This window comes from Halobacterium sp. GSL-19 (assembly GCF_016917855.1).
Classification (GTDB): Archaea; Halobacteriota; Halobacteria; order Halobacteriales; family Halobacteriaceae; genus Halobacterium; species Halobacterium salinarum.
Map to the genome: position 1 here is coordinate 1114063 of NZ_CP070377.1, position 24534 is coordinate 1138596.

Annotated in this window: 24 protein-coding genes; 22 read left to right on the top strand and 2 right to left on the bottom strand. The window is 72.8% G+C overall.

All coding sequences use genetic code 11. From position 1 onward, the window contains the following. Positions 1–40 precede the first annotated feature (40 nt). The 11 genes from cbiT to JT689_RS07695 are packed head-to-tail and all read left to right on the top strand — an operon-like array spanning position 41 to position 8704. A complete protein-coding gene (gene cbiT, locus JT689_RS07645; protein WP_010903131.1) occupies positions 41–604 on the top strand; it encodes a precorrin-6Y C5,15-methyltransferase (decarboxylating) subunit CbiT in 564 nt (187 codons plus the stop codon). Then, complete coding sequence (locus JT689_RS07650; RefSeq protein WP_010903132.1) at positions 601–1305, top strand: cobalt-factor II C(20)-methyltransferase; 705 nt, start codon at positions 601–603, stop codon at positions 1303–1305. Before cbiT ends, JT689_RS07650 begins: the two co-directional genes overlap by 4 nt. Then, positions 1298–2164 carry a cobalt-precorrin-4/precorrin-4 C(11)-methyltransferase gene (locus JT689_RS07655; protein ID WP_010903133.1) on the top strand — a complete coding sequence of 289 codons (867 nt, stop codon included), beginning with the start codon at positions 1298–1300 and terminating at the stop codon, positions 2162–2164. Before JT689_RS07650 ends, JT689_RS07655 begins: the two co-directional genes overlap by 8 nt. Further along, entirely contained in the window at positions 2161–3138 is a 978-nt protein-coding gene (cbiG, locus tag JT689_RS07660) for a cobalt-precorrin 5A hydrolase (RefSeq protein ID WP_136361491.1), read from the top strand. The genes JT689_RS07655 and cbiG overlap by 4 nt, the downstream gene beginning before the upstream one ends. Continuing rightward, on the top strand, positions 3135–3965 hold the full coding sequence (locus JT689_RS07665) for an SAM-dependent methyltransferase (protein WP_136361492.1): 831 nt from the start codon (positions 3135–3137) through the stop codon (positions 3963–3965). The genes cbiG and JT689_RS07665 overlap by 4 nt, the downstream gene beginning before the upstream one ends. Beyond that, a complete protein-coding gene (gene cobJ, locus JT689_RS07670) occupies positions 3965–4972 on the top strand; it encodes a precorrin-3B C(17)-methyltransferase (RefSeq protein WP_205250855.1) in 1008 nt (335 codons plus the stop codon). Before JT689_RS07665 ends, cobJ begins: the two co-directional genes overlap by 1 nt. Continuing rightward, a complete protein-coding gene (locus JT689_RS07675; protein ID WP_205250856.1) occupies positions 4972–5220 on the top strand; it encodes a ferredoxin in 249 nt (82 codons plus the stop codon). Before cobJ ends, JT689_RS07675 begins: the two co-directional genes overlap by 1 nt. Then, positions 5217–5915, top strand: a complete 699-nt coding sequence (locus tag JT689_RS07680) for a cobalamin biosynthesis protein (protein WP_136361494.1) — start codon at positions 5217–5219, stop codon at positions 5913–5915. The genes JT689_RS07675 and JT689_RS07680 overlap by 4 nt, the downstream gene beginning before the upstream one ends. Continuing rightward, positions 5912–7135 (top strand): CbiX/SirB N-terminal domain-containing protein, encoded by a 1224-nt coding sequence (locus JT689_RS07685; RefSeq protein WP_205250857.1) that lies wholly within the window; start codon positions 5912–5914, stop codon positions 7133–7135. The genes JT689_RS07680 and JT689_RS07685 overlap by 4 nt, the downstream gene beginning before the upstream one ends. Further along, positions 7132–7503, top strand: coding sequence for a DUF3209 family protein (locus JT689_RS07690; RefSeq protein ID WP_010903140.1), 372 nt, complete (start codon positions 7132–7134; stop codon positions 7501–7503). Before JT689_RS07685 ends, JT689_RS07690 begins: the two co-directional genes overlap by 4 nt. Further along, positions 7481–8704, top strand: a complete 1224-nt coding sequence (locus tag JT689_RS07695) for a transcriptional regulator (protein WP_205250858.1) — start codon at positions 7481–7483, stop codon at positions 8702–8704. Before JT689_RS07690 ends, JT689_RS07695 begins: the two co-directional genes overlap by 23 nt. Before the next feature lie 28 nt (positions 8705–8732). On the opposite strand, the gene JT689_RS07700 is transcribed toward JT689_RS07695, so the two are convergent. Continuing rightward, on the bottom strand, positions 8733–10805 hold the full coding sequence (locus tag JT689_RS07700) for a VWA domain-containing protein (protein ID WP_205250859.1): 2073 nt from the start codon (positions 10803–10805) through the stop codon (positions 8733–8735). A 34-nt stretch (positions 10806–10839) separates the two neighbouring features. Between JT689_RS07700 and cobN the strand changes: the two genes are divergently transcribed. The 3 genes from cobN to JT689_RS07715 are packed head-to-tail and all read left to right on the top strand — an operon-like array spanning position 10840 to position 16191. After that, positions 10840–14739: a cobaltochelatase subunit CobN gene (cobN, locus tag JT689_RS07705; protein WP_205250860.1), complete on the top strand. Its 3900-nt coding sequence runs from the start codon at positions 10840–10842 to the stop codon at positions 14737–14739. Further along, on the top strand, positions 14729–15442 hold the full coding sequence (locus tag JT689_RS07710) for a precorrin-8X methylmutase (protein ID WP_205250861.1): 714 nt from the start codon (positions 14729–14731) through the stop codon (positions 15440–15442). The genes cobN and JT689_RS07710 overlap by 11 nt, the downstream gene beginning before the upstream one ends. Further along, positions 15439–16191 carry a cobalt-precorrin-7 (C(5))-methyltransferase gene (locus JT689_RS07715; protein ID WP_205250862.1) on the top strand — a complete coding sequence of 251 codons (753 nt, stop codon included), beginning with the start codon at positions 15439–15441 and terminating at the stop codon, positions 16189–16191. Before JT689_RS07710 ends, JT689_RS07715 begins: the two co-directional genes overlap by 4 nt. On the opposite strand, the gene JT689_RS07720 is transcribed toward JT689_RS07715, so the two are convergent. Continuing rightward, positions 16188–16958 carry a sirohydrochlorin chelatase gene (locus JT689_RS07720; RefSeq protein WP_205250863.1) on the bottom strand — a complete coding sequence of 257 codons (771 nt, stop codon included), beginning with the start codon at positions 16956–16958 and terminating at the stop codon, positions 16188–16190. The two genes, JT689_RS07715 and JT689_RS07720, sit on opposite strands and share 4 nt — an antisense overlap. Before the next feature lie 144 nt (positions 16959–17102). Here JT689_RS07720 and JT689_RS07725 point away from each other — a divergent pair, with 144 nt between their 5' ends. Genes JT689_RS07725 through JT689_RS07760 form a run of 8 tightly spaced genes read left to right on the top strand, consistent with a single transcriptional unit; the run spans position 17103 to position 24518 of the window. Beyond that, complete coding sequence (locus JT689_RS07725) at positions 17103–18104, top strand: nicotinate-nucleotide--dimethylbenzimidazole phosphoribosyltransferase (RefSeq protein ID WP_205250864.1); 1002 nt, start codon at positions 17103–17105, stop codon at positions 18102–18104. Between the two features lie 13 nt (positions 18105–18117). Further along, a complete protein-coding gene (locus JT689_RS07730) occupies positions 18118–19416 on the top strand; it encodes a cobyrinic acid a,c-diamide synthase (RefSeq protein WP_205251895.1) in 1299 nt (432 codons plus the stop codon). Positions 19417–19466: 50 nt separating this feature from the next. Further along, complete coding sequence (locus tag JT689_RS07735; protein ID WP_205251896.1) at positions 19467–20090, top strand: cob(I)yrinic acid a,c-diamide adenosyltransferase; 624 nt, start codon at positions 19467–19469, stop codon at positions 20088–20090. Position 20091: 1 nt separating this feature from the next. Beyond that, positions 20092–21630, top strand: a complete 1539-nt coding sequence (locus JT689_RS07740; protein ID WP_205250865.1) for a cobyric acid synthase — start codon at positions 20092–20094, stop codon at positions 21628–21630. 38 nt (positions 21631–21668) lie between these two features. Then, a complete protein-coding gene (locus JT689_RS07745; protein ID WP_205250866.1) occupies positions 21669–22286 on the top strand; it encodes an HAD family hydrolase in 618 nt (205 codons plus the stop codon). Beyond that, positions 22283–23209 (top strand): cobalamin biosynthesis protein, encoded by a 927-nt coding sequence (locus JT689_RS07750; protein WP_205250867.1) that lies wholly within the window; start codon positions 22283–22285, stop codon positions 23207–23209. Before JT689_RS07745 ends, JT689_RS07750 begins: the two co-directional genes overlap by 4 nt. Next, positions 23206–23952 carry an adenosylcobinamide-GDP ribazoletransferase gene (gene cobS / locus JT689_RS07755; RefSeq protein WP_205250868.1) on the top strand — a complete coding sequence of 249 codons (747 nt, stop codon included), beginning with the start codon at positions 23206–23208 and terminating at the stop codon, positions 23950–23952. The genes JT689_RS07750 and cobS overlap by 4 nt, the downstream gene beginning before the upstream one ends. After that, a complete protein-coding gene (locus tag JT689_RS07760) occupies positions 23952–24518 on the top strand; it encodes an NTP transferase domain-containing protein (RefSeq protein WP_197535909.1) in 567 nt (188 codons plus the stop codon). The genes cobS and JT689_RS07760 overlap by 1 nt, the downstream gene beginning before the upstream one ends. Positions 24519–24534 lie beyond the last annotated feature (16 nt).

Genomic DNA, 24534 nt, shown 5'->3' on the forward strand with positions numbered 1-24534 from the left:
AATCAAAATTGTTTTGGGTGCTACTGACGTTGTGCCACCGATGGCACAGACACAGCTCCCGCACGACGCCAAAGCGGGACCGACGAAACCGGAAGTCCGAGCGGTCGTTCGGTCGAAGCTCGCACTCACCGACGACGACCACTTCGTCGAGGTGGGCTCCTGTACGGGCGCCGTGACCATCGCCGCCGCTCGCGACGCCGGCCGCGTCACCGCGCTCGAACGCAAGGCCGACCGCCTCGAAACCACACGCAAGAACCTCGCAGCCAACGGGCTCGCGGACGCCGTCGAGTTGCGCAACGCCGAAGCGCCCGCCGAACTGCCCGCCGACGCCGACGCGCTGTTCATCGGCGGCAGCCGGAACTACGACGCCGTCCTGGATCACGCCGCCGAGACCGGCGTCGACCGCATCGTGATGAACGTCTCCCGGCTGGAAGTCGCGGGCGCAGCCACCCAGGCGTTCCGGGACCGCGACATCCTCACGGAGGTCGTGCAGTTCCAGGTGAGCCACGGCTACGAGCTCGCCGGCGCGACCTCCTTCGACTCCGAGAACCCCGTGTACATGCTCGTCGGGAGCGCCAGCGGCGACACGGAGGCCGACCGATGACCGTCTACGGCGTCGGGCTCGGCCCCGGTGAACCCGACCTCCTGACGCTGCGCGGGAAGCGCACCCTGGAAGCCGCCGACGTGGTGTACTCGCCGGGGCGACTCTCCCGCACCGTCGCCACCCACCACGTCCCCGACTCCCGGATCGGCGACCTCGACTTCCCCATGACCAGCGACCCCGAGAAGCTGCGCGCGGCGTGGCGCGACGCCGCCGCCGAGGTCGCGCCCCGTGCCCGCGACGGCGACGTGGCGTTCGCGACCCTCGGCGACCCCAACGTCTACTCCACGTTCGGCCACCTCCGGCGAACCCTCGACGCGTTCCACCCGGACATCGACGTCCAGACGGTGCCCGGCGTCAGCGCGGTGAGCGCGTTCACCACCGCGCTCGGCGTGGAAGTCGACGCCGGCGCGGGCCTGGCGCTGCGGGAGGCCGCACAGGGCGCATCCCCCACCGGCCCCGACCGCATGATCCTGTTCAAGGTGACCGACGCGCCCGCCACCCACGAGGGGCTCGTGGACGCCGGCTACGACGTGACCTACGGCCGCCGGCTGTACATGGAACAGGGCGACACCACGGTCACGCGCGACCCCGCGGAGATCGCCGACCGGGACTACTACACGCTGGCGTACGCCGAGCGCGACACCCTCCAGAAGGACCGCGCGACGGCCTTCGACGACACCGAGGTGGCCGGCGATGCCTGAGGACGCGACGCCCCAGGACGCCATCGACGCCGCCAGCCAGCAGCGCCAGCGCGGCCGCGACGCCAGGGTGTACGACCACACCGCCGGCGACACCCAAGCCGGCATCCCGTTCATCGGTGCCGGGCCGGGCGACCCCGGCCTCCTCACGGTCACCGGCAAGGAGCTCGTCGAGGACGCCGACCTCGTCGTCCATGCGGGGTCGCTGGTGAACAGCGAGCTGCTGGACGAGTACTGCGCGGACGCCGAGACGGTCTCCTCGGTGGGCAAGGACCTCGAAGCGCTGATCCCGCTGATGCGGGACGCCCACGAGGACGGCGACACGGTCGTGCGCCTCCACAGCGGCGACCCCGCGATCTACGGCGCGGCGCTGGAGCAGATGGACGCCCTCGAACAGGAGGGCGTCCCGACGTACATCGTGCCCGGGGTCACGTCGGCGTTCGCGTCGGCGGCGACGCTGCGCACGCAACTGACCCTGAACGGCACCGCCAACCACGTCGCGTTCACGCGCCCGCAGGGCAAGACCCTCGACGCCGAGGACGACCACATCGCGGAGTTCGTGGAGATGGGCGACGTGACGACCTGCATCTACCTCGGCACGCACGCCATCCCGGACGTCATGGAGCGCCTGCTGGCGGACGGCCACGACCCGGAGACGCCGGTGACGGTCGTCTACCACGCCTCGTGGCCCGACGAGGACGTGATCGAGGGCACCATCGAGACCATCGGCGACCGCGTCGAAGACGCCGGCTACCGCGCGTCGGCGCTGGCCGTGATCGGCGACGCCGGGGCCGGCGCGGGCTACGAGCGGTCGTATCTCTACGGCGACTGGGCGAACCGCGGCAGCGACACCGACCAATGAGTACTGACAACGACACCGAGACTGACGACTCCGGGGGGCATTGTTCGACGCCGGACTCCGACGGCGAGGTCGCCGAGGACATCGCCATCGTGGCGTTCGAGCGGAAACGAGACACCGCAGCGGAGATCGTGGCTGGCATCGGGGATCGCTACGACTCCATCGACATCCTCGACTACCACGGCGACGTGTTCGCCGAGCATTGGGGGGAGTACGACTGCTTCGTGGGCCTGATGGCGTCGGGGATCGCGATGCGGAAGACCGCGGGGCTGCTCGACGACAAGTGGGAGGACCCCGCAGTGGTCGTCGTCGACGAGGCGCTCACGTGGGCGATCCCGCTGACCGGCGGCCACCACGGCGCGAACCAGGTCGCCGACGACCTCGCGTCGATGGGGGCGGTGCCGGCGATGACGACCGCCTCCGAGGCCGCCGGCAAGCAGGGCGTCGAGGAGCGCGCGAAGGCGCTTGACACCCACGTGGTGAACGGCGACTCAACGGTCGCCACGAACCTCGCGGTCCTCGACGAGAACCTGGGGCCGGTCGCCCGACTCGACGGGCCACAGGCCGTGGTCGTCGGCGACGACGTGACCGTGCTGAAGCGCAACAGCGACGACGGCGTCGTTCTCGGCACCGGCAGCGTCTCCGGTGCCGACGAACAGCAGTTCCGCGACGCCTGGGCGGCGAGCCTGGCGGCCACCGACTACGACCTCGACGACGTGGAGTTCGTCGCCACCGGCACCCGGAAGGCCGACGAGGAGGGGCTGCTGGCAGCCGCCGAAGCGCTCGGACTCGGCGTCGTGGCCTTCGAGAAGGAGACACTGGAAGCCCACGAGGGGCCGACCCCCTCCCGGTCGAAGGAGCTCATCGGCTGGCCCGGCATCGCGGAAGCGTCCGCGATCGCGGGCGGCCGCGACAACGAGCTGCTCGCGGAGAAAGAACGCTACGACGAAGCCGTGACCGTGGCGGTGGGCAAATGAGCGACGCGAACGAAGCAGCCGACTACGGCACGCTGTACGTCGTCGGGATCGGCCCCGGGCTGCCGGGTGGGATGACCCAGCGCGCGAAAGACGTGGTGCGGACCGCCGACTGCGTGGTCGCGTCGAACCTCTACCAGGAGTTCCTGCGGCGGGACGGCACGCTGCCGCCCGCGGACGCCGGCGAGCGCCCCGACCAGGAGGTCGTGCGCTCGACGATGGGGCGGCAGATCGAGCTGGCGAAGGAGGCCTTCGAGCGCGTGCGCGACGGCGAAGACGTGGCCCACGTCTCCGGGGGCGACCCCAACGTCTACGGGAAATCCGACCTGGTCTACCTGATGGCCGAGGAGGAGGCCGCGTACGACGTGCCCATCGAGATCGTGCCCGGCGTGACGGCGGCGCTCGGCGGCGCGGCGAACCTCGGCGCGCCGCTGTCGAACGACTTCTGCACCATCTCGCTGTCGGACAAGTGGCGGGGCTGGGCGGAGATCGAGGAGAAGCTGCGCGCGGCCGCCATCAGCGGGTTCGTCGTCGTGTTGTACAACTGCTGGCGGGACTACGAGCGCGCCATCGGCGTGCTGCGCGAGGAGCGCGCCGACGACGTGCCCGTGGCCATCATCAACGACGCCGGCCGCGGCGACGCCGGCCGGAACACCGACGGCGAAACGCACACCATCACCACGCTGGGGTCGGTCACCGACCACAGCGGGGAAGTCGGCGGGATGGGGGCGTCGATCCTCATCGGCACCGACGAGACGGCAGTCTGGGAGAACGACCACCGGAAGCATCTCGTCACCCCGCGCGGCGGGCGTGACGTGGAGGATTTCTAATGAGCACTGACGACACCACCACGACAGACGACTCGACCAGCAACTGTGGCGCGTCCACGACGGACACCGACGATTCGGCCAGCAGCTGTGGCGGATCCACGACGGACACCGACGACTCGGCCAGCAGCTGTGGCGGGGCGTCGGGGAGCAGCGACTCGTCGGGCTGCGGCGCGTCGAGCGACACCGACAGCAACGAGCAGACGGTCTCCGCGACCGTCGACGACTTCGACGCCGACCCCGGCAGCCTCGTGGCGGTCGGGCTGGGCCCCGGTCGCCCCGAGGGCATGACCGACCGCGCGACGGCGGCGCTGGCGGACGCCGAGCACATCGTCGGGTACACGACGTACGTGGATCTGCTGCCCGACGAGATCACCGACGACGCCGAGGAGATCTACGACACCCCGATGTGCGGGGAGGTCTCGCGCACCGAGGAGGCCGTCGACCGCGCGCTCGCCGGCAACCACGTCGCCATCATCGGGAGCGGCGACCCCAACGTCTACGCGCTGGCGGGGTTGGCCCTGGAGATCACCGAGTCGAAGGGCGCGACGCCGTCGATGCTGGACTTCGAGGTCGTGCCGGGCGTGCCCGCCGCGCAGTCGTGTGGGGCGCGGCTGGGCGCGCCGCTGGTCAACGACTCCGTGAGCATCTCGCTGTCCGATCACCTGACGCCGATGCCCGAGATCGAGTCCCGGCTGCACGCCGTCGCCAGCGAGGAGTTCACGATCTCCATCTACAACCCGTGGAGCCGCAAGCGCCGCGAGAACTTCCAGAAGGCGTGTGAGATCCTGCTGGCGCACCGCGACGCCGACACGCCCGTGGGCATCGTCCACGGGGCCGGCCGCGAGGACGAGGAAGTGGAGATCACGACGCTCGGCGAGCTCGAATCCTACGGCGAGACCGACCTCATCGACATGACGACGACGGTCGTGATCGGGAACGCCGAGACGTACGTCTTCGACGACCGCATGGTCACGCCGCGTGGCTACGAGACCAAATACGACTACTGATGTATCGCGTGACAATCGACCGCGAGGCCTGCGATGGCGTGTTCGCGTGCCTGACCCGGGACTCGCGGTTCGTCGAGGACGACGCGGGGCTGGCGACCCTGGACGCCGACGACGGCACCGTCGAGCGGACGAAAGAGACCGTCGTCGGGGAGTTCGACGACGACAAGCGCGTCGCCGACGCCGAGGACGCGGCGGCGGCGTGCCCGTTCGACGCCATCAGCGTCGACGCCGTGGAGGCCGACGAATGACCGCCGACGACATCACGCCCCCGGAGTCGATGCTCGAAGCCCACCCGGAGACGGCGTACTTCTGGGGGGCGGTCGCGGGGGCGGGAACGCTCACGGAGTCCTGCGTGACGGTGACGATGAGCGACGAGGCGGCCGCCGAGACGCTGGCCGTCATCGGGGGTGGCGAGCAGCCCAGCCACGAGGTCCGCGAGCGCGCGTACGCTCACGACACCTCGATCACGCGCCGCGAGGACGAGTACACCGTCCAAGTGTTCGGTGATCTCGCCACCCGCGCCGGGGCGGCGTTCGGCCTCCCGATGGATGACAGCGCCGGCGGCTACCGGCTGGACGCGCTGGCCGCCCACGACCGCCAGCTGTTGCGCGGGCTCGTGGAGGCCTGTGGAACGGTCTGTTTCAAGTCCTCGGCGGGCACAGTCGGGCTGTCGTTCGTCCACGAGGACCGGGCGCTGCTGGCGACCGTGCAGTCGCTGCTCGACGGGCTGGCGGTGGCCACGCCCTACGAGGAGCCCGCCGAGTCGTCGTCGGGCTATTACTTCAGCGTCGACGACGACGCCGTCCCGGCGCTCGGGGCGTGGCTCTACGAGGGCAGCGCTGACTCCGGACTGTACGCGCCCAGTCGCCGGCGGAAGCTCCGCCGCAGCCTCGACCAGGCCACTGCCGTGGACGCATCGCTGCCGGAGGTCGACGCGCCGTGAGCCGCACCGACAGCCCGGCCGGGAGTCTGAACGACGAGGCGGTGTTGCTGGTCGGGCACGGCTCCCGCCGCGAAGCGTCCAACGAGCAGGTGCGGTCGCTCGCCGCCGACCTCGAAGGGCGGCTGGGCGTTCCCGTCGACGCCGGCTTCCTGGAGCTTGCGGAGCCCACCATCCCGGACGCCATCGACGCGCTCGCGCCCGCCGTCGCCAACATTTCGGTCGTGCACCTGTCGCTGTTCGCGGCCAGCCACGTCAAAAACGACGTGCCGGCGGCGCTCCAGCGCGCCCGCAGCCAGCACCCCGAGGTGGAGTTCAACAACGGCTCGCACCTCGGCGTCCACCCCGCCATCGTGGACCTGCTGGACGACCGCGCGGCCGGCGTGGAGGCCGACCTGGGCGTCGACCGCGCGGCCGACGACGTGGCGGTCGTGCTGTGCGCCCGCGGGTCCAGCGACCCGGACGCGAACGCCGACGTCCACAAGCTCGCGCGGCTGCTGTACGAGGGCCGCGGGTTCTCCCGGGTGGACGCCACGTTCATCGGCGTGACCGAGCCGACGCTCGACGAGACGCTGCACGACGTCGCCAAACACCGGCCCGACGCCGTCGTGGTGGTGCCGTACATGCTCGGCGACGGCGTGCTCACGGGCCGCATCCGTGAGGGGGCCGCCGAGTTCGACGCCGACTATCCGTACGTCGAGGCGGCCTGTGGCGACCCATTGGGGACCGACTCGCGGCTGCTGGACGTACTCGGGGATCGCTGGCAGGAAGCCCGGACGGGCAGCGTCGAGATGTCCTGTGACACCTGCAAGTACAAGGTGGAACTGGACGGCTACGAGGAGGACGTGGGCGGCGCGAAGGCGATGTTGCGCGCGCTCAACCACCAGGAGGCCCACGAGGACCGCGACGACGTCGCCGACGACCCCCACGCCCACGACGCGCCGGACCGCCACGTCGCGGTCTGCACGAACCAGACGTGTGCCGCCGAGGGCGCACCCGCCGTCCTCGAACGCCTCCGCCAGGAGGCCCGCGACGCCGACGAGGGCAGCCTCCGGGTGACGCGCACCTCGTGTCTCGGGCAGTGCGGGGACGGCCCGAACGTCGCCGTCTACCCGGATGGCGTCTGGTATCAGCGCGTCGATCCCGACGACGCCGGCCGCATCGTGTCGTCCCACACCGACCGGGACCGCATCGTCTCCGATCTCGACTCACAGCTACTATGACCTGCCACGAACTCGAAGCACTGCGACTCGGGCTGATGAACGTCCTCGGCACCAGCGACCGGAGCGCCCGCGAGCACGCCGAGAAGGAACTCGAGGGCGAACTGCACGGCCCCATCGAGGGGCTGGCGGAGGCGGACTCGCTGGCGGAGCTCCAGCGCCACCTCGACGCGGCGCTGGTGGACCTCGAAGGAGAGGTCGCCGCCACCGACGAGAGCAACGCCGAGTACGACTACCTGCGGGGCCGCCTGGTCGCCGTGCGGGACGCCGAGCGGGCGCTGGCGAGGCTCGCCGACCACGGCGACGCGTACCTCGACGATCTCGGCGCGACCCACCACGCGCTCCACGATGTCTTCCCCGCCGACGAGTAGCGCGCCCCTGGGCGACATCGAGCCCGCCGGCTCCCGGCAGCTCGGCCGTCGCTCAAGCGTCTGTTGGACCGGCGACGGCGTCGTCGCGGGGCTTCCGGACGGCACCGTCGTGGCGTTCGACGGCGCCCTCGATGAGCGCTGGCGGAACGCCGGCGACGACCGCGGCAGCGTCGTCGCGCTGGCGCCGTTCGCCGGCGGCGTTGTCGCCGGGGAACGCGGCGCGGCCGGCGAGATCCGGCTGCACGACGGCGAAACCGGCGCGGTCAGGTGGCGCTATCGGGCCGCCGGCGACATCGGCCGTCCACAGGAAGACACCCGGTTCTTCCTGCCGTTCGTCGTGGATGTCGCCACCCAAGCCGGCGGTGACCGGGCGTTCGTGGCCGTGCGGCGCTACGAGCGCGGTGCCGACGGCGATCGGGCGTTCCAGAGCGCGGTCTACGCGTTCGAGGGCGACAACACCCCCGCGTGGCGGTTCCGGAGCGACGCCTCGCCGGTCAGCCTCGCGGCGGACGGCGACCGCGTCGCCGTCGCGTTCAACCGCTGCCCGGGCGACCAGGCGGCCGGCGTGCTCGTATTGGACGCCGCGACTGGCACCCAGCGGCGGCGCTGGGACCCAACGGGGGGCGGCGACCGGCGCGTCGGCGATGTCGCGCTCACGCCCCGCGGTGTCGTCGCGGCGAGTCACGCGGACTACCGCGGGTACTGCCTCGACGGCGACGGCGTGCAGTGGGTCGTTGATCTCGGGCGGCCCGTCGAGCGCGGCGAGCAGACCGTCTACGCGTACCCGAACCACGTGCACGCGACCGGCGACGGTGCCGTCTTCGTCACCGGCAACACGTACCCCGAGGACGGCCGCGAGACGGACGCCCGGCATCCGACCGAGCACACCGCGGTCGGCGTCGACCGGGACGGCGGGGTCGCGTTCACCGCCGACGTGGGCGGCTTCGCACACGAGATTGCGGCCGACGGTGCCAGGGTCGCGGTGCCGGTCGCCCAGCATTTCCGGGAGCGCGACCCGGCGCGACACGGCGTCCGCGTCTACGACATCGCGGCCGGGCGGGTGGACGCCTGGCGCACGCCGGGCGTCGTCACTGCGGCGGCAGTCGACGGGCGCACCGTCGCGGCCGTCGAGGAACCGGTCGTGTACCACGACGACGGCGAGCGACGTGGTACCCACCGGCTGCACGCCGGGCACGTCTGAGAGCGGTCGGTGCTAGTTCGCGGACAGCTCATTTTCGCGCCTGGCCGACTGCGTGTTCGACGCGGTCGGCGCTGAGCGCGTCGAGGGGCACGCGTTCACCGTCTGCGGCGTCGACGATGTCGCTGGTGAGCCCCCTGGCGTTGTCGCCGGCGTCGACGACGACGACGTGTGCGCCCCGCTCGGCGAGCGCCGACGCGGCCGTTCGGGTCGCCGCCGTGGGGGTGTCGGTGGCGTTCGCCTGGCCGTCAGTCACAACGACGACGACGCTCGTGTCGGGGTCCGCGCGCGAGAGCACGTCGTCGGCGGCCCGCAGTCCCGCTGGCAGCGGCGTTCGGTCGCCAGTGGGGAGGTCTTTGAGGTGGCGGGCGGCCAGCGCCACGCTGTCCGTGGGCGGCACCAGTACGTCGGCGTCGTCGCCCGCGAACGCGACCACGGCGATCTCGTCGCGGTGCTGGTAGGCGTCCCGGAGCAGGTCGAGCGCGACGCCTTTCGCGGCGCGCATCGGCCCCCGCATGGACGCGCTGGCGTCCACCGCGAACACGACGAGCGCGGACGCCGACCCCGCGTTGATCGACTGCCTGAGGTCCCGCGATTCGACGGCGTCACTGCCGCGCGCGGCGGCCGCGCGGACCGACGCAGCGGCGTCGACGTCGTCGGCGGGTGTCGCGCGCTCGGTTCGCACGCGCGCCCCCCGGGCGTCCGGGCTCGGAGTGGCGGACGCACGCCCGGAATCGCCGGTGGCGCGCTCGGCGTCCGGCGCATCGGCGTCCGGGGCCACGCCGGTGCCTGGTTCGACCGTGTCCCCGCGGGGCTGTCCGGGCACCAGCGGCGCGGCGTCTTCGGTGTCCTCGTCGTCGCCGCGCTCGCCGTCCGTCGGGTCGTCGCCGGCCTCGGAGTCGGCGGGGGCCTGGCTGCCCTCGGACTGGCTGTCGTCCGGGCCTCCCGTCGGGGCCTCCGCCCCGCCGGTGTCACCGTCCGGCTCGGCGTCGGCTTCGGCGTTGTCGGTGGGTTCCGGGTCGTCGCCGCCCGCCTCGTCCGAGGTCTCGGCGTCGCCTTCCTCGTCGGACTGGTCGCCGTCGTCGTCGAAGTGGTCGTCAACGACGTCCTCGGGGTCGGGTGCGTCCTCGAAGGGGCGGGACTGCAGGCGGTGTGGGAGCGCGAACCCCGCGGCGCGTTCGATGTCGGCCTCGGTGACCGTCGGGCGGCCGTCGAGCGCCGCGAGCGTGCGGGCGGCGCGGGCGGTGGCCACGTCGGCGCGGTGGCCGTCGACGCCGGCGTCCCGGCAGAGTTCGGCGATCTCGCGGGCCAGCGACTCGGGGAGGTCGACGTCGGGCAGCAGGTCGCGGGCGGTCACCAGGCGGTCGCGGACGGCGGCGGTGTCGGCGGCGTAGTCGCCGTCGAAGCCCGCGAGCGCGCGGTCCATGATCTCGACGCGGTCGGCGATCTCCTCGCTGCCCGCGACGGCGACGCGGAGCGCGAACCGGTCGCGGAACTGCGGGCGGAGGTCGCCCTCCTCGGGGTTCATCGTGCCGACGAGCGTGAACTCCGCGGGGTGGGTGACGCTGACGCCGTCGCGTTCGACGCGGTTGACGCCGCTGGCGGCGGCGTCGAGCAACACGTCCACGAGGTGGTCGTCGAGGAGGTTCACTTCGTCGACGTAGAGGATCCCCCGGTTGGCCGCGGCCAACAGCCCCGGGCTGAACTCGGCGTCGCCGGCGAGCGCGTCGGTCACCGACAGCGAGCCGACGACGCGGTCGCGGGACGCCCCCAAGGGGAGTGTGACGAACGGGACCGGACGCGATTCGACCGGCGGGTCGGTGCGGTCCCGGCAGTCCGCGCACTGGCGGGAGGGGTCCTCGGGCGGACAGCCGTAGGGGCAGTCCGCGACGGCGCGCTGGTCGGGCAGCAGGTCGGCGAGCGCGCGGGCGGTGGTGGACTTCGCGGTGCCCTTCTCGCCGGTGACGAGCAGCCCGTCCAGGGACGCGTTCGCGGCGACGGCGAGCAGCCCCGTTTTGAGGTCGTCTTGGCCGACGACGGCGGGGAACGGCGCGCCGGCACGCCGGTCGGGCGACAGCTTTTTGCTGCGTCCCAAATCAACCATAGTTGTAATACTCCAATGGAGGTTTAACAGCGTTGTGACTGTACTTGCACTCTACACCGCGACCGAGAACGAGCTCGGCGCTGTCCAGGCGGCCGCCGGCCGCGTCGACGTGGATCTCGTCGCGCGCTCGGAGAGCGACCTCGACGACGAGACCGCCGTCGAGGCGTTCCTGGACACCGCCGCGGACGCCGACGCAGCCGTGTTCTGGCTGCACGGCGCCGAGGACAGCATGCCGGGGTACGACCGCGCGACCGCCCGGCTGGCCGACGCCGGCGTCCCGCTGGTGGTGAAATCCACCGGCGACGCCTACGCCGTCGAGGACACCACCGTCGCCGCCGAGGACCGCGACACCGTCTACGAATACCTCGACCGTGGGGGGTCGGCGAACGTCGCCAACTGCCTGCGGTTCCTCGGTGACCGCTACTCGGGGGCGGAGTTCGCGTACGACGACCCCGTTGCGCTCCCGACGGAGGGCGTCTATCACCCCGACCACCCCGGCATCGACTACGACGGCCTGCGTGCGACCTTCGACCCCGACGCCCCGACGGTGGCGGTGTGGTTCTACGAGTCCCACTGGACCCACGAGAACACCCGCTACGTCGACGGCGTCGTGCACGCCCTGGAGTCCCAGGGCGCGAACGCGCTCCCGGTGTTCTGCAACCCGGCGACCGACACCGACGAGCAGGAAGACGCCGAGTGGGTCACCGACCAGTGGCTGCTTGCCGACGGCGAGCCGGTCGTCGACGCCGTCGTGTCCTCGTTCATGTTCTCGCTGTCGATGGACGAGCGCGGCCGGTCGGCAAGCGACGAGGGCGACGCCGCCGAGGACGTGTTCCTCGACCGCCTCGGGGTGCCAGTCCTCCAGACGGTCACGACGATGCGCTCGCGGTCCCGGTACGAGTCGGCGGACACCGGCGTGATGGGCTTCGAACTCGCGCTCTCGGTCGCACTGCCCGAGTTCGACGGCAACGTCATCACCCACCCCATCTCGGGCAAGGAGCGCACCGACGACGACGCCGGCATCGGCACCGCGCCGAAACAACACTTCCCCATCGCGGACCGCGTCGAGCACGCCGCCAGCCTCGCCGTGAACTGGGCGCGGCTGCGCCACCTCGACAACGACGAGAAACGGGTCGCCGTCGTCCTCCACAACTACCCGCCCAGCGACGACGGCATCGGGACGGCGTTCGGCCTGGACACCCCCGAGAGCACGGTCAACCTGCTGGACGAGCTGGACGCACGCGGGTACAGCCTCGGTGGGAAGACGCCGCCCGAGGGCCAGGCGCTGATCGAGCAGCTGACCAGCCAGCTCACCCTCGACGACCGCTGGGTCGCCCCCGAGGACGTCCGCGAGCGCAGCGTCGACGTGGTGTCGACCGACGAGTACGCGGCGTGGTGGGCCGACACCGACCCCGAGTTCCGGGCGAACGTCGTCGCGGAGTGGGGGGAGCCGCCCGAGCGGCCGTTCGCGATCCCGGGCGTCGAGTACGGCAACGTGCTCGTGACCGTCCAGCCGCCCCGCGGCTTCGGCATGGACCCGGAGAAGGTCTACCACGACAGCGACCTCCAGCCGCCCCACGACTACTACGCGTTCTACGCGTGGCTCCGCGAGGAGTTCGGCGCGGACGCCGTCGTGCATCTCGGCACGCACGGCAGCCTGGAGTGGCTGCCCGGGAAAACCGTCGGCCTCGACGCCGAGAGCGCGCCCGACGCGCTGCTGGGGGATCTGCCGAACGTCTACCCCTACATCGTCAACAACCCCGGGGAGGGCACGCAGGCCAAGCGCCGGTCGTACGCCGCGGTCGTCGACTACCTCACGCCCGTGATGAGCAACGCCGGCACCTACGACGAGCTCGCCGAGTTGGAGGAGCTGGCGTCGCGCTACCGGGAGGCCGGCACCGGAGCCGGCGCGGACGCCGAGTCCCACATCGCGGACCGCATCCGCGAGCAGGTGGCCGACCTCGATCTCGCCGTCGAACTCGGCATCGAGGGCGAGATATCCGAGAAAGCCGACGTTCGCGGCCCCGACGCGGCCGGCAGCTCGCTCGCGGAGGGCGCCGTGGACGGCGACACCGTGGGCATCGAGGCGCTGGTCGAGCGCGTCCACGAGTACGTCACGGACGTGAAGACGACCCAGATCCGGCTGGGCCTGCACACGATGGGCGAGCCACCCGCGGACGACCGCCTGGTGGAGTATCTCGTGGCGCTCACGCGCCTGGAGAACCCGGGCGCGCCGTCGCTGCGGGAGTCCGTCGCGGGCGTGCTCGGCGTCGACTACGGGACGATGCTCGACTCCCCGGGCGAGTACAGCGAGGCCCTGGGGATGACGTACGCCGAGGCCGCCGACGAGGTGTACGAGACGAGCGTCGACCTCGTGGAGACGCTCGCCGCCGAGGGGTTCGACGTGCCGGCGTCGAACGTCGCGGCCGGCCCCGACGACGAGGTGAACATGAACCTCCTCGTGGTCGACATCGACACCATCGGTGACGCCCGCGCGAAGTCGGGCGCACACGACGACCTGCGTGCGGTGTTGGCGTTCATCTGCGAGGAGGCCGCCCCGCGCGTGTTCGGGGCGGAATCGGAGATCCCGCAGACGGCCGACGCCCTTGACGGCGAGTACGTCGAACCCGGCGGGAGCGGCGCGCCCACCCGGGGCGGCGTCGATCTGCTGCCGACGGGCCGGAACTTCTACACGCTGGACCCGCGGAAAGTCCCGGCCAGAACGGCGTGGGACGTGGGCAAGGAGGTCGCCGACGGTGTCGCCCAGCGCCACCAGGAAGACGAGGGCGAATACCCCGAGGAGGTCGGCGTGGTCGCGTGGGGGACCCCGACGGTCCGCACGCGCGGGGAGACCATCGCGCAAGTACTCGGTCTGATGGGCGTCCGGCCGGTCTGGACGGACGCCGGCCGGGTCGACGACGTGGAGCCGATCCCCCTTGGGGACCTCGGCCGGCCGCGGATCGACGTGACCACCCGGGTGTCGGGGCTGTTCCGGGACGCGTTCCCGCAGGCCGCCGGCGTCGTCCACGACGCCGTGGACGCCGTCGTCGACCTCGACGAGCCACACGACATGAACTACGTCAAAAAGCACGTCGAGGCGGAGGCGGCCGAACTCGAAGCCGAGGGCGTCGAGAACCCCGAACAGGCCGCGAAGCGCCGCGTGTTCACCACGCGGCCGGGCGGCTACGGCGCGGGGACGAACAAGGCCGTCGACGAGGGCGAGTGGGACGACCGCTCGGACCTCGCCGACGTCTACGTCCAGTGGGGCGGCTACGCGATGGGGTCGCGGGGCCGCGTCAGCGAGGCCCACGACGCCTTCGAGCGCCGCCTCGGGAACGTCGACGCGACGGTGAAAATCGAGGACACGATGGAGCAAGACGAGTTCGACTCCTCGGACTGGTACGCGTTCCACGGCGGGTTCATCACCGCCGTCGCCGAGGAGAGCGGCGCGGAGCCGGCCTCGTACGTGGGGGACTCAAGCGACCCGGACAACGTCGACGTCTACACCAACGAGGAGAAAGTGCGCAAGGCGATGCGCGCCCGCGTGCTCAACCCGGAGTGGCTGGACTCCATGGAGGACCACGGCTACAAGGGTGCCGGCGACCTCTCCTCGACGGTCGACGTGACGCTCGGCTGGGACGCGACGACGGGCGTCGTTTCGGACACGCTCTGGGCGGACGTGGCCGAGAAGTACGCCTTCGACGAGGACCGCCAGGAGTGGCTGCGGGACGTGAACCCGTGGGCGCTGTCCTCGATCACGGACACGCTGCTTGAGGCGATCGAGCGCGACCTCTGGGGGGCCGACGACGAGACCGCCGAGCGCCTGCGTGACCTCCACCTGCAGGTGTCGGGCGACCTGGAGGCGCGCGCGTCGGGCGAGCACGACACGCCAGCCGACGGCGACGAACGCGAGACACCACTACATGACGACTGACACCACACCGGACGGCGACGACGAACAGGACTTCGAGTCGTACGCGGACCTCGGCGCGACCACGGAGAAGGCCTTAGACATCGCGGAGACGAGCATGGATCGGGTGCGCGAGCTGGTGCCCGACGAGACGCTCGCCGACCGCCTCCGCCAGAAGTCCGTGCACGCGACCGGCGACCCCGAGTTCCAACACCTGCTGCGGTTCAGCGGCGGCGAGCCGGTGCGAGCGGGCGCGCGCGCCGTGCTCGACGAGGCACCCATCGTCACCGACATCACGATGGTGAAAGCGGGCGTGACCGGGCGGGGCCACGACTGCGAGGTGCGCAAAGCCATCGGGAACGGCGCCGAGCTGGCGGCCGAGACCGGGATGACGCGGACGGCGGCGTCGGTGCTCGAACTCGACAAGCAGGGCGTCTACGACGGCGCGATCGCGGTCGTCGGGAACGCGCCGACGGCGGCGCTGGCGCTGGCGGACTGCATCGCGGACGGCACCCGGCCGGCCGTCGTCGTCGCCACGCCCGTCGGGTTCGTGAAGGCCGCCGAGAGCCGAACGCGGCTCCGCGAGGTCGCCGCCGAGTACGGCGTGCCCGCGGTCACGAACGTCGGGCGCCGCGGGGGCAGCGGGCTCGCGGCGGGACTGACGAACGAGCTGGTGCACGTCGCCAGCGACGTTCGGGACGGCGACGTCTCGCTGACGGAGTCATGAGCGAGGAGTACGACCTCGATTCGGGGCCGGACCCGGCGTCGTTCGCCGCCCAGACCCCGGAGCCGGCGGCCGGCGACCACGCCGTGCACGCGGTCGGCATCGGCCCCGGGAACCCCGCGTTCCTGACGGCGCGCGGCGAGCGTGCGATCCGGGACGCCGAGGTGATCGTGGGCTTCGAGACGGTCGTGGAGTTCGTCGCCGATCTGACCGACGCCGACCTGTTGACGTGTGGGTACCGCGACGAGCAGGCCGCGCTGTCGGCGTTCGGCGAGCGCGTGGCCGACGGCGCACGCGGGACGGCGGTGTTGATGGGTGACCCGAACCACTCGGGCTACCAGTTCCTGGGGAAAGTCGAGCGCGCGGTGGGCGAGCCCGTGCGGGTGGTGCCGGGCATCTCCTCGCTGCAGGTGGCGGCCAGCCGGGCGCGCACCCCCATGGAGGACACCGCGTTCGTGACCCTGCACAAAAGCGGCGACGTGAGCGACGGGGTGGCGCGGCTGCGGGACGCCGTGGGCGACCGCCACCTGCTGGTGTTGCCGCGGCCGTTCGACCTGATGCCGGGGGACATCGCCGCCGACCTCCTGGAGGCGGCGGACGCGGCCCCGGATCTGGACGCCCTCGTGTTGGAGCGGCTCACCCACGACGACGAGTCGATCACGCGAACCACGCTGGGGGAGCTGGCCGCCCACGCGGGCGAGGAGACGCCGTTCTCGGATCTGTCCGTGCTGGCCGTCCGGCGGTCGGCTTAAGCGCCGTCGCCGTCGGTGGCGAACGCCGGCGCGGTGGCCGTGAGCGTGGTCGCGGCGGTGGTGTCGCGGTCGGCGAGCACGCGCTGCTGGGCCAGCGTGGCTTCGACGGCGTCCGTGAGCCGTGGGTGCGCGCCCAGCGGGTCGGCGTACGCGATGCCGCCGCGGGCCAGGTCCAGCCGGTCGGGGATGTCGCGGTCGGTGGCCGCGCCGGCGGCGACGAACACGGGGACGACCACGGCGTCGTCGGTGCTGAGGTTGTACCGGAGGCATTCGACGGCGGGGTTCTGGACGAGGTGGCTGGTGGCGACATCGTCGTACGTCCCGCGCTCGCGGAGCCTGGCGGCGTGGTATTCGGCGACCTGGCGGTGGTAGGGCAGCGAGCTCGCGCCCAGCGTGACGAGGCCGATCGCAGACGGGGCGTCGGCGGCGGCGTCGGTGGCGCGGTCGTGGATCACGTCCGTGACCGCGCCGCTTCGCCCGATGGGCTCGCAGTACTGCACGGTCGCGTCGGTGAGCGCCTGGAGGGCGGCGGGCACGCCGACCGTGGTTTCGCGGGTGTGGGCGGTGGTCATCGGAACGGCGAACACGCGGTCGGCGTCGATGGCCGTGAGCCGGCCGCGCAGATCACGCCGGGGCTCGTGGTCGTAGTGGCGGGCGTGGACGGCGTCCGCGACGGCGCGCTCGCGGAGGCGCTGGGCGTGGGTCGCGAGTGTTTCACGGGCGTGGGGCGTGTCGCGGCCGAGCAAGAGGAGCGCGTCGCGTGTCATGGGTGAAGCAAGCTGGGTTGTCCGAACCCAACTGTGGTTGCATACGGCGTCGTGCCATCGACGCTAATAGCTTGCGCTGGCTCCCCGGCGGCGACCGGGTGATCGACCACCGAATTAAAGAGTGTCTCCACACTGAAACGACGTATGTCCGGAACACCAGACACGCTGTTCGCACTCGCCGCGGGCGCAACCCGAACGGCGGCTATCGAGGGGATCAGTGCCGCCGGCGCGGATCCCGCGCTGATGGCACACACGCCCAGCGCGGACGCCGAACTGCTGACGTACGGCCACACGGTCCGTGCGCCCGTGGTGCCGGTCAGCCCGTCGGGGTGTCCGACACCCGCGGTCATCACGCGAGCGGTCCGGGAGCTGGTCGGCTTCGAGTCGCTTGTCATCGACGCCGGGCTCGCCAAGCCGACGGGCGCACCCACGGTGACAACGGGCATCAGCCCCGGGGCGGACATCCGCGATGAAACCCCCGTTCCGGACGCCGAAGCGGCGTACAGTGCCGCCTACGAGTTCGGCCACGGCCTCCACACTGACGAGCTCGTGATCGCCGAGACCATTCCGGGCGGCACCACGACGGCGATGGGGGTGTTGGCGGCGCTGGGCGAGCCCCGGATCGTGTCCTCGTCGCTGCCGAACAACCCCGTGGCGCTCAAAGAGCGGGTCGTCGACGACGCGCTCGCGGCAAGCGGCCTCGAACAGGGCGACCTCGCGGGCGAGCCCGTCGCGGCAGTCCGGCAGATGGGTGATCCGGTGTTGGCCGTGGTTGCCGGGCTGGCGGCGGGCGCGCTCGACGCCGGGATCGACGTGACGCTTGCCGGCGGCACCCAGCTCGCGACCGCGGGCGCGCTCGTCCGCCACGACGGCGTGACCGAGCCGATGACGCTCGCCACCACGTCGTTCGTGGCCGGCGACGATTCGGCGGGGATCGACGCCCTGGCGGCCGACCAGGACCTCGCCGTGACCGTCACCGACCCCGCCTTCGAGGCGCGGGAGTCTCACCCCGCGATGGCCGCCTACCTCGACGGCGAAGCCAAGGAGGGCGTCGGGATGGGAGGCGCGCTCGCGCTCGCCGCGGAGGCCGGGATCGGAATGGACTCGGTGCGCAACGCCATCATCTCAGTGTATGACAGAGTCTGAGTCGGCAAGCGGGATGGACGGCGTCGTGCTGGGCGGGACGGCGTCCGGCGTCGGAAAGACGGTGGCGACCCTGGCGGTCGCGCGGGCGCTCGCCGACGCCGGACACGACGTGCAGCCGGCGAAGGCCGGCCCCGACTTCATCGACCCGAGCCACCACGAGCCGGTCGTGGGCACGCCCTCGCGGTCGCTTGACCCGTGGTTGTCCGGGACCGACGGCATGCGCCGGACGTACCACCAGGGGGACGGCGACGTCTGCGTGGTCGAAGGCATGATGGGGCTGTACGACGGCTCCGTGGCCAGCACCGCGCGCGTCGCGAGCGAGCTCGACCTCCCGGTGGTGCTCGTCGTGGACGCCAGCGCGGGCATGCAGAGCGTCGCCGCCACGGCCCTGGGGTTCCAGGCGTACGCCGCCGAGGCATCCGTGGACGTGGACGTGGCGGGCGTGCTCGCGCAGCGCGCCCACGGCGGCCGCCACGCCGACGGGATCCGGGACGCCCTCCCGGACAGCCTCACGTACTTCGGGCGCGTCCCGCCGCGGGACGACTTGGACGTCCCGGACCGCCACCTCGGCCTCCACATGGGCTCGGAAGCGGCGATCGACGACGACGCCGTGGACGCCGCCGCCGCCCACGTCGCCGCCGAGCGCATCGCGGACGTGGCGCGAACGCCGCCGCGCCCGCCGGCCCACGATCCGGCCCCGGACACCGGCCAGACGGTCGCGGTCGCGGACGACGCGGCGTTCTGTTTCGCGTATCCGGCGACCCGCGAGCGCCTCCGCGAGCGCGCCGACGTGGTCACGTTCTCGCCGGTTGCGGGCGACGACCTGCCGGCCTGCGATGGGGTCTACCTGCCCGGGGGGTACCCCGAGTTGCATACGGACGCCCTCGCCGACGCGCCCGCCCTGGACACGCTGGGCGCGCGGGCCGCCGACGGCCTGCCGGTGTTGGGTGAGTGTGGCGGCCTCATGGCGCTGGCCGAATCGCTGACGACGACCGACGGCGACACCGCCGAGATGGCGGGCGTGTTGCCCGCTGACGTGCGGATGCAGGACCGCTACCAGGCGCTGGACCACGTCGAGCTCCGGGCGACCGGGGACACCCTCACCGCCGGCTCCGGGGCGACGCTGCGTGGCCACGAGTTCCACTACTCCGCGGCCACCGTGGCCAGCGACGCGCGCTTCGCGTTCGCCGTCGAGCGCGGCGACGGCATCGACGGCGACCACGACGGACTCACCGAGTACCGGACGCTGGGCACGTACGCCCACGTCCACCCCGAGAGCACCGCGTTCGACGCTTTTCTCGATGCATTATGACAGCCACCGACGACGACACCACGACCGCCGACGAACAGGACGCCGACACGATGCGGCCCGCCGAGATCACGCCCACCGCCCCCGCGGAGTTCGGGCTCGTGCAGGTGTGGTGGGGTGACGGCAAGGGCAAAACCACGGCCGCCCTCGGGATGGCGATGCGGGCGGCCGGCCACGGCTTCCGCACGCACGTGGTGCAGCTGATGAAAGGCGGGACCGGCACCGTCGAGGACGTGCGCGGGGAGTACGCCGCCATCGACGCGGTGCCCGGGATCACCTACGAGAACGCCGGCCACTACGGCTGGCACGGGTTCCACGACGGCAGCAGCGACGACGAGCACGCCGCCCGCGCGAAAGGCGGGCTCGCGCGCGCCCAGGAGATCGTGGACGCGTCCACCGGGGTGGACGGAGCGGTGCCCCTCGACGCCGACCCCACCGAGGGCGTGCATTTGCTCGTGCTGGACGAGGTGTTGTACGCCGCCAACCGCGGGCTGGTCGACCCCGAGGACGTGGTGGCGCTCATCGACACCAAGACCGACGACCTGGAGGTGGTGCTCACGGGCGGGCACACGGAGCCGACGTTCGTGACCGAGCGCGCGGACCTCGTCACGGAGGTTCGGAAGCAACGCCACCCCATGGAGAACGGGCAGGGCGCGCGCAAGGGGACGGAGTACTGAGATGACCGCGGGCGAGGACTGCCGGACGATCCTGGTGGCGGGGACCGCCTCCCACGTCGGGAAGAGCACGGTCGCGGCGGGGCTCTGTCGGCTGCTCGCCGACCGCGGGCTGTCGGTCGCGCCGTTCAAGGCTCAGAACATGAGCAACAACGCCCGCGCGGTGCCGGTGGCCGACGGCGCGCCGCCGGCCGCCGACCCGTGGGGCGAAATCGGCGTGTCCCAGTACGTGCAGGCGCGGGCCGCCCGCACGGCGGCGTCGACGGACCACAACCCGGTGTTGTTGAAGCCCCGCGGGGACGCCGAGAGCCAACTCGTCGTGGACGGGCGGGCGGTCGGCCACTACAGCGCGGGGTCGTACTACGAGTCCCACTGGGCGGACGCCCGCGACGCCGCGGCCGCGGCCCACGCCCGCCTGGCCGCCGACAACGACGTGGTGGTCGCGGAGGGCGCCGGCAGCATCGCGGAGCTCAACCTCCACGACCGCGATCTGGCGAACCTCGAAACCGCGCGGTTCGCCGACGCCACCATCCTGCTCGTCGTGGACATCGAGCGCGGCGGCGCGTTCGCCAGCCTCCACGGGACGCTGGCGCTGCTGCCCGACGACATCCACGACCGGGTGGCGGGCGCGGTGATCACGAAGTTCCGCGGGGATCGGTCGCTGCTCGACCCCGGCATCACCGAGATCGAAGCGCGCACCGGCGTGCCGGTGCTCGGCGTCATCCCGCACGACGACCCGGGGTTGCCCGCGGAGGACAGCGTGTCACTGCCGGACCCCAGCGAGCGCGTGGTGGACGGCGGCCAGGACGGCGTCCCCGACGCGGCGTCGGTGACGGTGGCGGTGCCACACCTCCCTCACATCTCGAACTTCACTGACCTCGCGCCGCTGGCGCGCACGCCCGGCGTCCGCGTTGCCTACCAGCCACTGGACGCGCCGCTGGCGGCGGCCGACGCGGTCGTGCTCCCCGGCACCAAGAACACCGTCGACGACCTGCGGGCGGCCCGGGGGGCCGGCCTCGGGCGGGCGCTGCGCGCGTTCGACGGCCCGATCGTCGGGCTGTGTGGCGGCTACCAGATGCTCGGCGACCGCATCACCAACGCCGCCACGGAGTCCACGGCCGACGACCTCGGGGCCGTCGACGGCGTTGGCGTGCTCCCCGTGGAGACCGCCTTTCAGCCGGACAAGCGCGTCGAGGCGGTCACCCGAGAGCTCGCCGACTGTGGGGCGCTCGGCGGCGCAACGGGCGCCGTCACCGGCTACGAGATCCACATGGGCCGAACCACCGTGCCGGACGGCGTCCCCCAGCCGGTCGGCCCGGCGAGCGCGGCCCGGGGGCGCGTGCTCGGCACCTACCTCCACGGGCTGTTCGGGAACGACGCCGCACGCAGGGGGTTCCGGGACGCCGTCTTCGCGGCCGCCGGCGTCGAACAGCCCGCGCCCGCCGACACCGCCGACCGGTCGCCGTCCGATGCGGCAGCCGCGCTCGTCGACGCGCACGTCGACCTCGACCCGCTCGGGGTGCCCCCCGCCCCGGACGCGTGACCGACCGATTCAAGTCCGCGTGCGGCCAGCGTTCTACCGTGTCAACGTCGTTTGATCTGTTCGGGACGCTCGTGGACGCGCCGCGGCCCGAAGCCCCGGCGACCGCGGTCGCGGACGCGCTCGCCGCCGCCGGCGTCCGGGTGCCCGACGACTGGACGGCGGCGTACCGGCAGCCACACGCCGACCACGCGCCGGGCATGGAGCGGTCGCTGTCCGCGCATGTCGCCGACGCCCTCGAAAGCCGGGGGGTCGAAGCGCCCTCGGACACGGTCCGGGCGGCCACGCTTGCCGCCTTCGAGACGCCCGTCCAGCGTCGCCCCGGCGCGGCCGCCGCAGTCGAGGCGGCCGCCGAGCGCGGCCCGGTGGCGGTGCTCTCGAACTGCAGTATTCCCGGCCTCGCCGAGCGCGCGCTCTCCCAGGCCGGCCTCGCCGACCGCTTCGACGCCGTCGTGACGAGCGTGGGCTGTGGCTGGCGGAAACCCCACGCCAACGCCTTCCAGGCGGTCGCCGACGCGCTGGATGCGCCGCCGGAAACGCTGGTGCACATCGGCGACGACCCGGAGGCTGACGGCGGCATCACCGCAGTGGGCGGGCGGGCGGTGTTGCTCACTGAAACCCCACTCCAGGCCGTGCCCGCCGCCCTCGACGACGCATGACGGCGGCGGCCGTGGGCGCGGTCGCCCTGGGGGTCGCCCTCGACGCCGCGATCGCGGAGCCGCCGGCCGGCTGCCACCCCGTGGCGTGGTTCGGGCGCGCTGTCGGTGTCGTCGACCGACCGTGGACGCGGCCGCTGGCCGTGGGCGCGCTCGCCGCGATCGCGTTGCCGCTTGCCGCCGCCGCCACTGTCTGGGCGGCAGTCACGGCAACCACCCGGGGAAGCGCGCTGGCGGGCGCGGTCGTGGCCGGGCTCGTGGTGTTCGTGACGACCAGCCGGCGCATGCTGCTGGCGGAGGCAGGCGGCGTCATCGCCGCCACGAGAACCGAGAACAGCCTCGACGCCGCCAGACGCCGGCTGCGCGCGCTCGCGGGCCGCGATCCCGACGCGCTGTCGGCCGGCGAGCTGCGCAGCGCGGCCGTCGAGAGCACCGCCGAAAACCTGGCTGACGGCCTGGTCGCGCCGCTGGCGGCGTTCGCCGTGGGCGCGGCGGTCGTGTCGCTGCCCGTGGGCGCGGCCGCCGCGGCGTGGGTGAAAGCCGTGAACACGCTCGACTCCATGCTCGGCTACCGGTCGAAGCGCGTGGGCACCGCGAGCGCGCGCCTCGACGACGCCGTGATGTGGGTGCCGGCGCGGCTGGCCGCGGTCCTGATCGCGGCCGCCGCCCGCGCCCCCGCTGCGGTGTCCCGGGCCGCCGCCGACGCCGGCGCTCCCCCGTCGCCCAACTCCGGGTGGCCGATGGCGACGCTGGCGGCGGTCCTGGACTGCCGGCTGGTGAAACCCGGGGTGTACGAGCTCCGCGAGGCCGCCGCGCTCCCCGGACTGGCCGAGAGCCGGCGCGGCGTCCGCGTGGTGAGCACTGCGGGCGGCCTCGCGTACGCGCTCACTGCGGCGGTCGTCTACGCCGGAGGTGGCGGGCTGTGAGGGACGCCCTCCTGGGTGCGGTGAGCTTCCTCACGCGGCTGCCCGTGGCGTACAGCGAACCCCGCTGGGAGTCGTTCATCACCGCCCCGTGGGCGTTCCCGCTGGCGGGCTACGTCGTCGGCGCGCTCCTCGCCGTGCCGATGCTGGCGGGCGGCGTCCCCCACGGAACGGTCGCGTTCGCGTACCTCGCTGTGGTGTTCGCGGTCACCGGCATCAACCACCTCGACGGCGTCGCGGACGCCGGTGACGCGGCGGTGGTGCACGGCGACCCCGCCGACCGCCGCACGGTGCTGAAGGACACGACAACCGGCGTGGGCGCCATCGCCGCGGTGGTCGTGGTCGTCGCCGGCCTGGTGACCGGCAGCCTGGGTGTGGCTGCCCTCCCAACGTGGACCGCCGTTGGGGTCGTCGTCGCGACCGAGGTGGGCGCGAAAACCAGCATGGCGGCGGTGGCGTGTCTCGCACACGCCCCACACGACGGGCTGGGCTCGCAGTTCACCGGGAACGCGACGCCCGGCGCGCTGCCAGCGGTCGCGGGTGTCGCGCTCCCGGTGGCTCTGGCGTCCGTGCCGTCGCCGGCCGCGGCCGGCGCGCTGGCGGGCGCGGTCGTCGCGGGCGCGCTGACGCGGCGCTGGCTCACGGGACTGCTGGGCGGAGCGAACGGCGACGTGTTCGGCGCGGTCAACGAGGTCAGTCGCGTGGTCGGACTCCACGCGGGGGTGGTCGTGTGGACGCTGTGGTGATGTGTGGCGGGCGCGGCACCAGACTGGACGCCGCCGCCGAGAAGCCGCTGTTCGAGGTCGGCGGGCGCGCGATGGTCGATCACGTCCGGGCGGCGCTCGAAGCCGCCGGCCGGATCGACACCACCCACGCCGCCGTGTCGCCGCACGCGCCCGACACCGCAGCCCACCTCGCGGCCACGCCGCTGTCGCTCATCGAGACGCCGGGCGACGGCTACGTGGCGGACCTCACGGCGGCACTGGATGCGGTCGGAACGCCCGTGCTGACGGTCGCCGCCGACCTCCCACTGCTGGCCCCCGCCGTCGTGGACACCGTGGTCGCCGCCGCCGACGGCGCGACGACGAGCGCGTGCGTCCCGCGAGCGCTGAAACACGAACTCGGCGTGAGTACTGACGCCGACGCCGACGCGTGGGTGCCCACCGGCGTCAACGTCGTCGGCGGGGGCGACACCGAGGCCACCCACCGGAGCTTCGACGCGCGCCTCGCGGTGAACGTGAACCACCGATCCGACGCCGCGGTGGCGGCGCGGCTGCTCGCGGCCACCGACCGCAGGAATCACCCCCGGTGAGCCCGTGACACACGAC

Excerpts from the sequence above, each read along its gene's own strand:
- cbiT (WP_010903131.1), top strand. The coding sequence starts at position 41 with ATGGCACAGACACAGCTCCCGCACGACGCCAAAGCGGGACCGACGAAA.
- JT689_RS07650 (WP_010903132.1), top strand. The coding sequence starts at position 601 with ATGACCGTCTACGGCGTCGGGCTCGGCCCCGGTGAACCCGACCTCCTG.
- JT689_RS07655 (WP_010903133.1), top strand. The coding sequence starts at position 1,298 with ATGCCTGAGGACGCGACGCCCCAGGACGCCATCGACGCCGCCAGCCAG.
- cbiG (WP_136361491.1), top strand. The coding sequence starts at position 2,161 with ATGAGTACTGACAACGACACCGAGACTGACGACTCCGGGGGGCATTGT.
- JT689_RS07665 (WP_136361492.1), top strand. The coding sequence starts at position 3,135 with ATGAGCGACGCGAACGAAGCAGCCGACTACGGCACGCTGTACGTCGTC.
- cobJ (WP_205250855.1), top strand. The coding sequence starts at position 3,965 with ATGAGCACTGACGACACCACCACGACAGACGACTCGACCAGCAACTGT.
- JT689_RS07675 (WP_205250856.1), top strand. The coding sequence starts at position 4,972 with ATGTATCGCGTGACAATCGACCGCGAGGCCTGCGATGGCGTGTTCGCG.
- JT689_RS07680 (WP_136361494.1), top strand. The coding sequence starts at position 5,217 with ATGACCGCCGACGACATCACGCCCCCGGAGTCGATGCTCGAAGCCCAC.
- JT689_RS07690 (WP_010903140.1), top strand. The coding sequence starts at position 7,132 with ATGACCTGCCACGAACTCGAAGCACTGCGACTCGGGCTGATGAACGTC.
- JT689_RS07695 (WP_205250858.1), top strand. The coding sequence starts at position 7,481 with ATGTCTTCCCCGCCGACGAGTAGCGCGCCCCTGGGCGACATCGAGCCC.
- JT689_RS07700 (WP_205250859.1), bottom strand. The coding sequence starts at position 10,805 with ATGGTTGATTTGGGACGCAGCAAAAAGCTGTCGCCCGACCGGCGTGCC.
- JT689_RS07710 (WP_205250861.1), top strand. The coding sequence starts at position 14,729 with ATGACGACTGACACCACACCGGACGGCGACGACGAACAGGACTTCGAG.
- JT689_RS07715 (WP_205250862.1), top strand. The coding sequence starts at position 15,439 with ATGAGCGAGGAGTACGACCTCGATTCGGGGCCGGACCCGGCGTCGTTC.
- JT689_RS07720 (WP_205250863.1), bottom strand. The coding sequence starts at position 16,958 with ATGACACGCGACGCGCTCCTCTTGCTCGGCCGCGACACGCCCCACGCC.
- JT689_RS07725 (WP_205250864.1), top strand. The coding sequence starts at position 17,103 with ATGTCCGGAACACCAGACACGCTGTTCGCACTCGCCGCGGGCGCAACC.
- JT689_RS07730 (WP_205251895.1), top strand. The coding sequence starts at position 18,118 with ATGGACGGCGTCGTGCTGGGCGGGACGGCGTCCGGCGTCGGAAAGACG.
- JT689_RS07735 (WP_205251896.1), top strand. The coding sequence starts at position 19,467 with ATGCGGCCCGCCGAGATCACGCCCACCGCCCCCGCGGAGTTCGGGCTC.
- JT689_RS07740 (WP_205250865.1), top strand. The coding sequence starts at position 20,092 with ATGACCGCGGGCGAGGACTGCCGGACGATCCTGGTGGCGGGGACCGCC.
- JT689_RS07750 (WP_205250867.1), top strand. The coding sequence starts at position 22,283 with ATGACGGCGGCGGCCGTGGGCGCGGTCGCCCTGGGGGTCGCCCTCGAC.
- JT689_RS07760 (WP_197535909.1), top strand. The coding sequence starts at position 23,952 with ATGTGTGGCGGGCGCGGCACCAGACTGGACGCCGCCGCCGAGAAGCCG.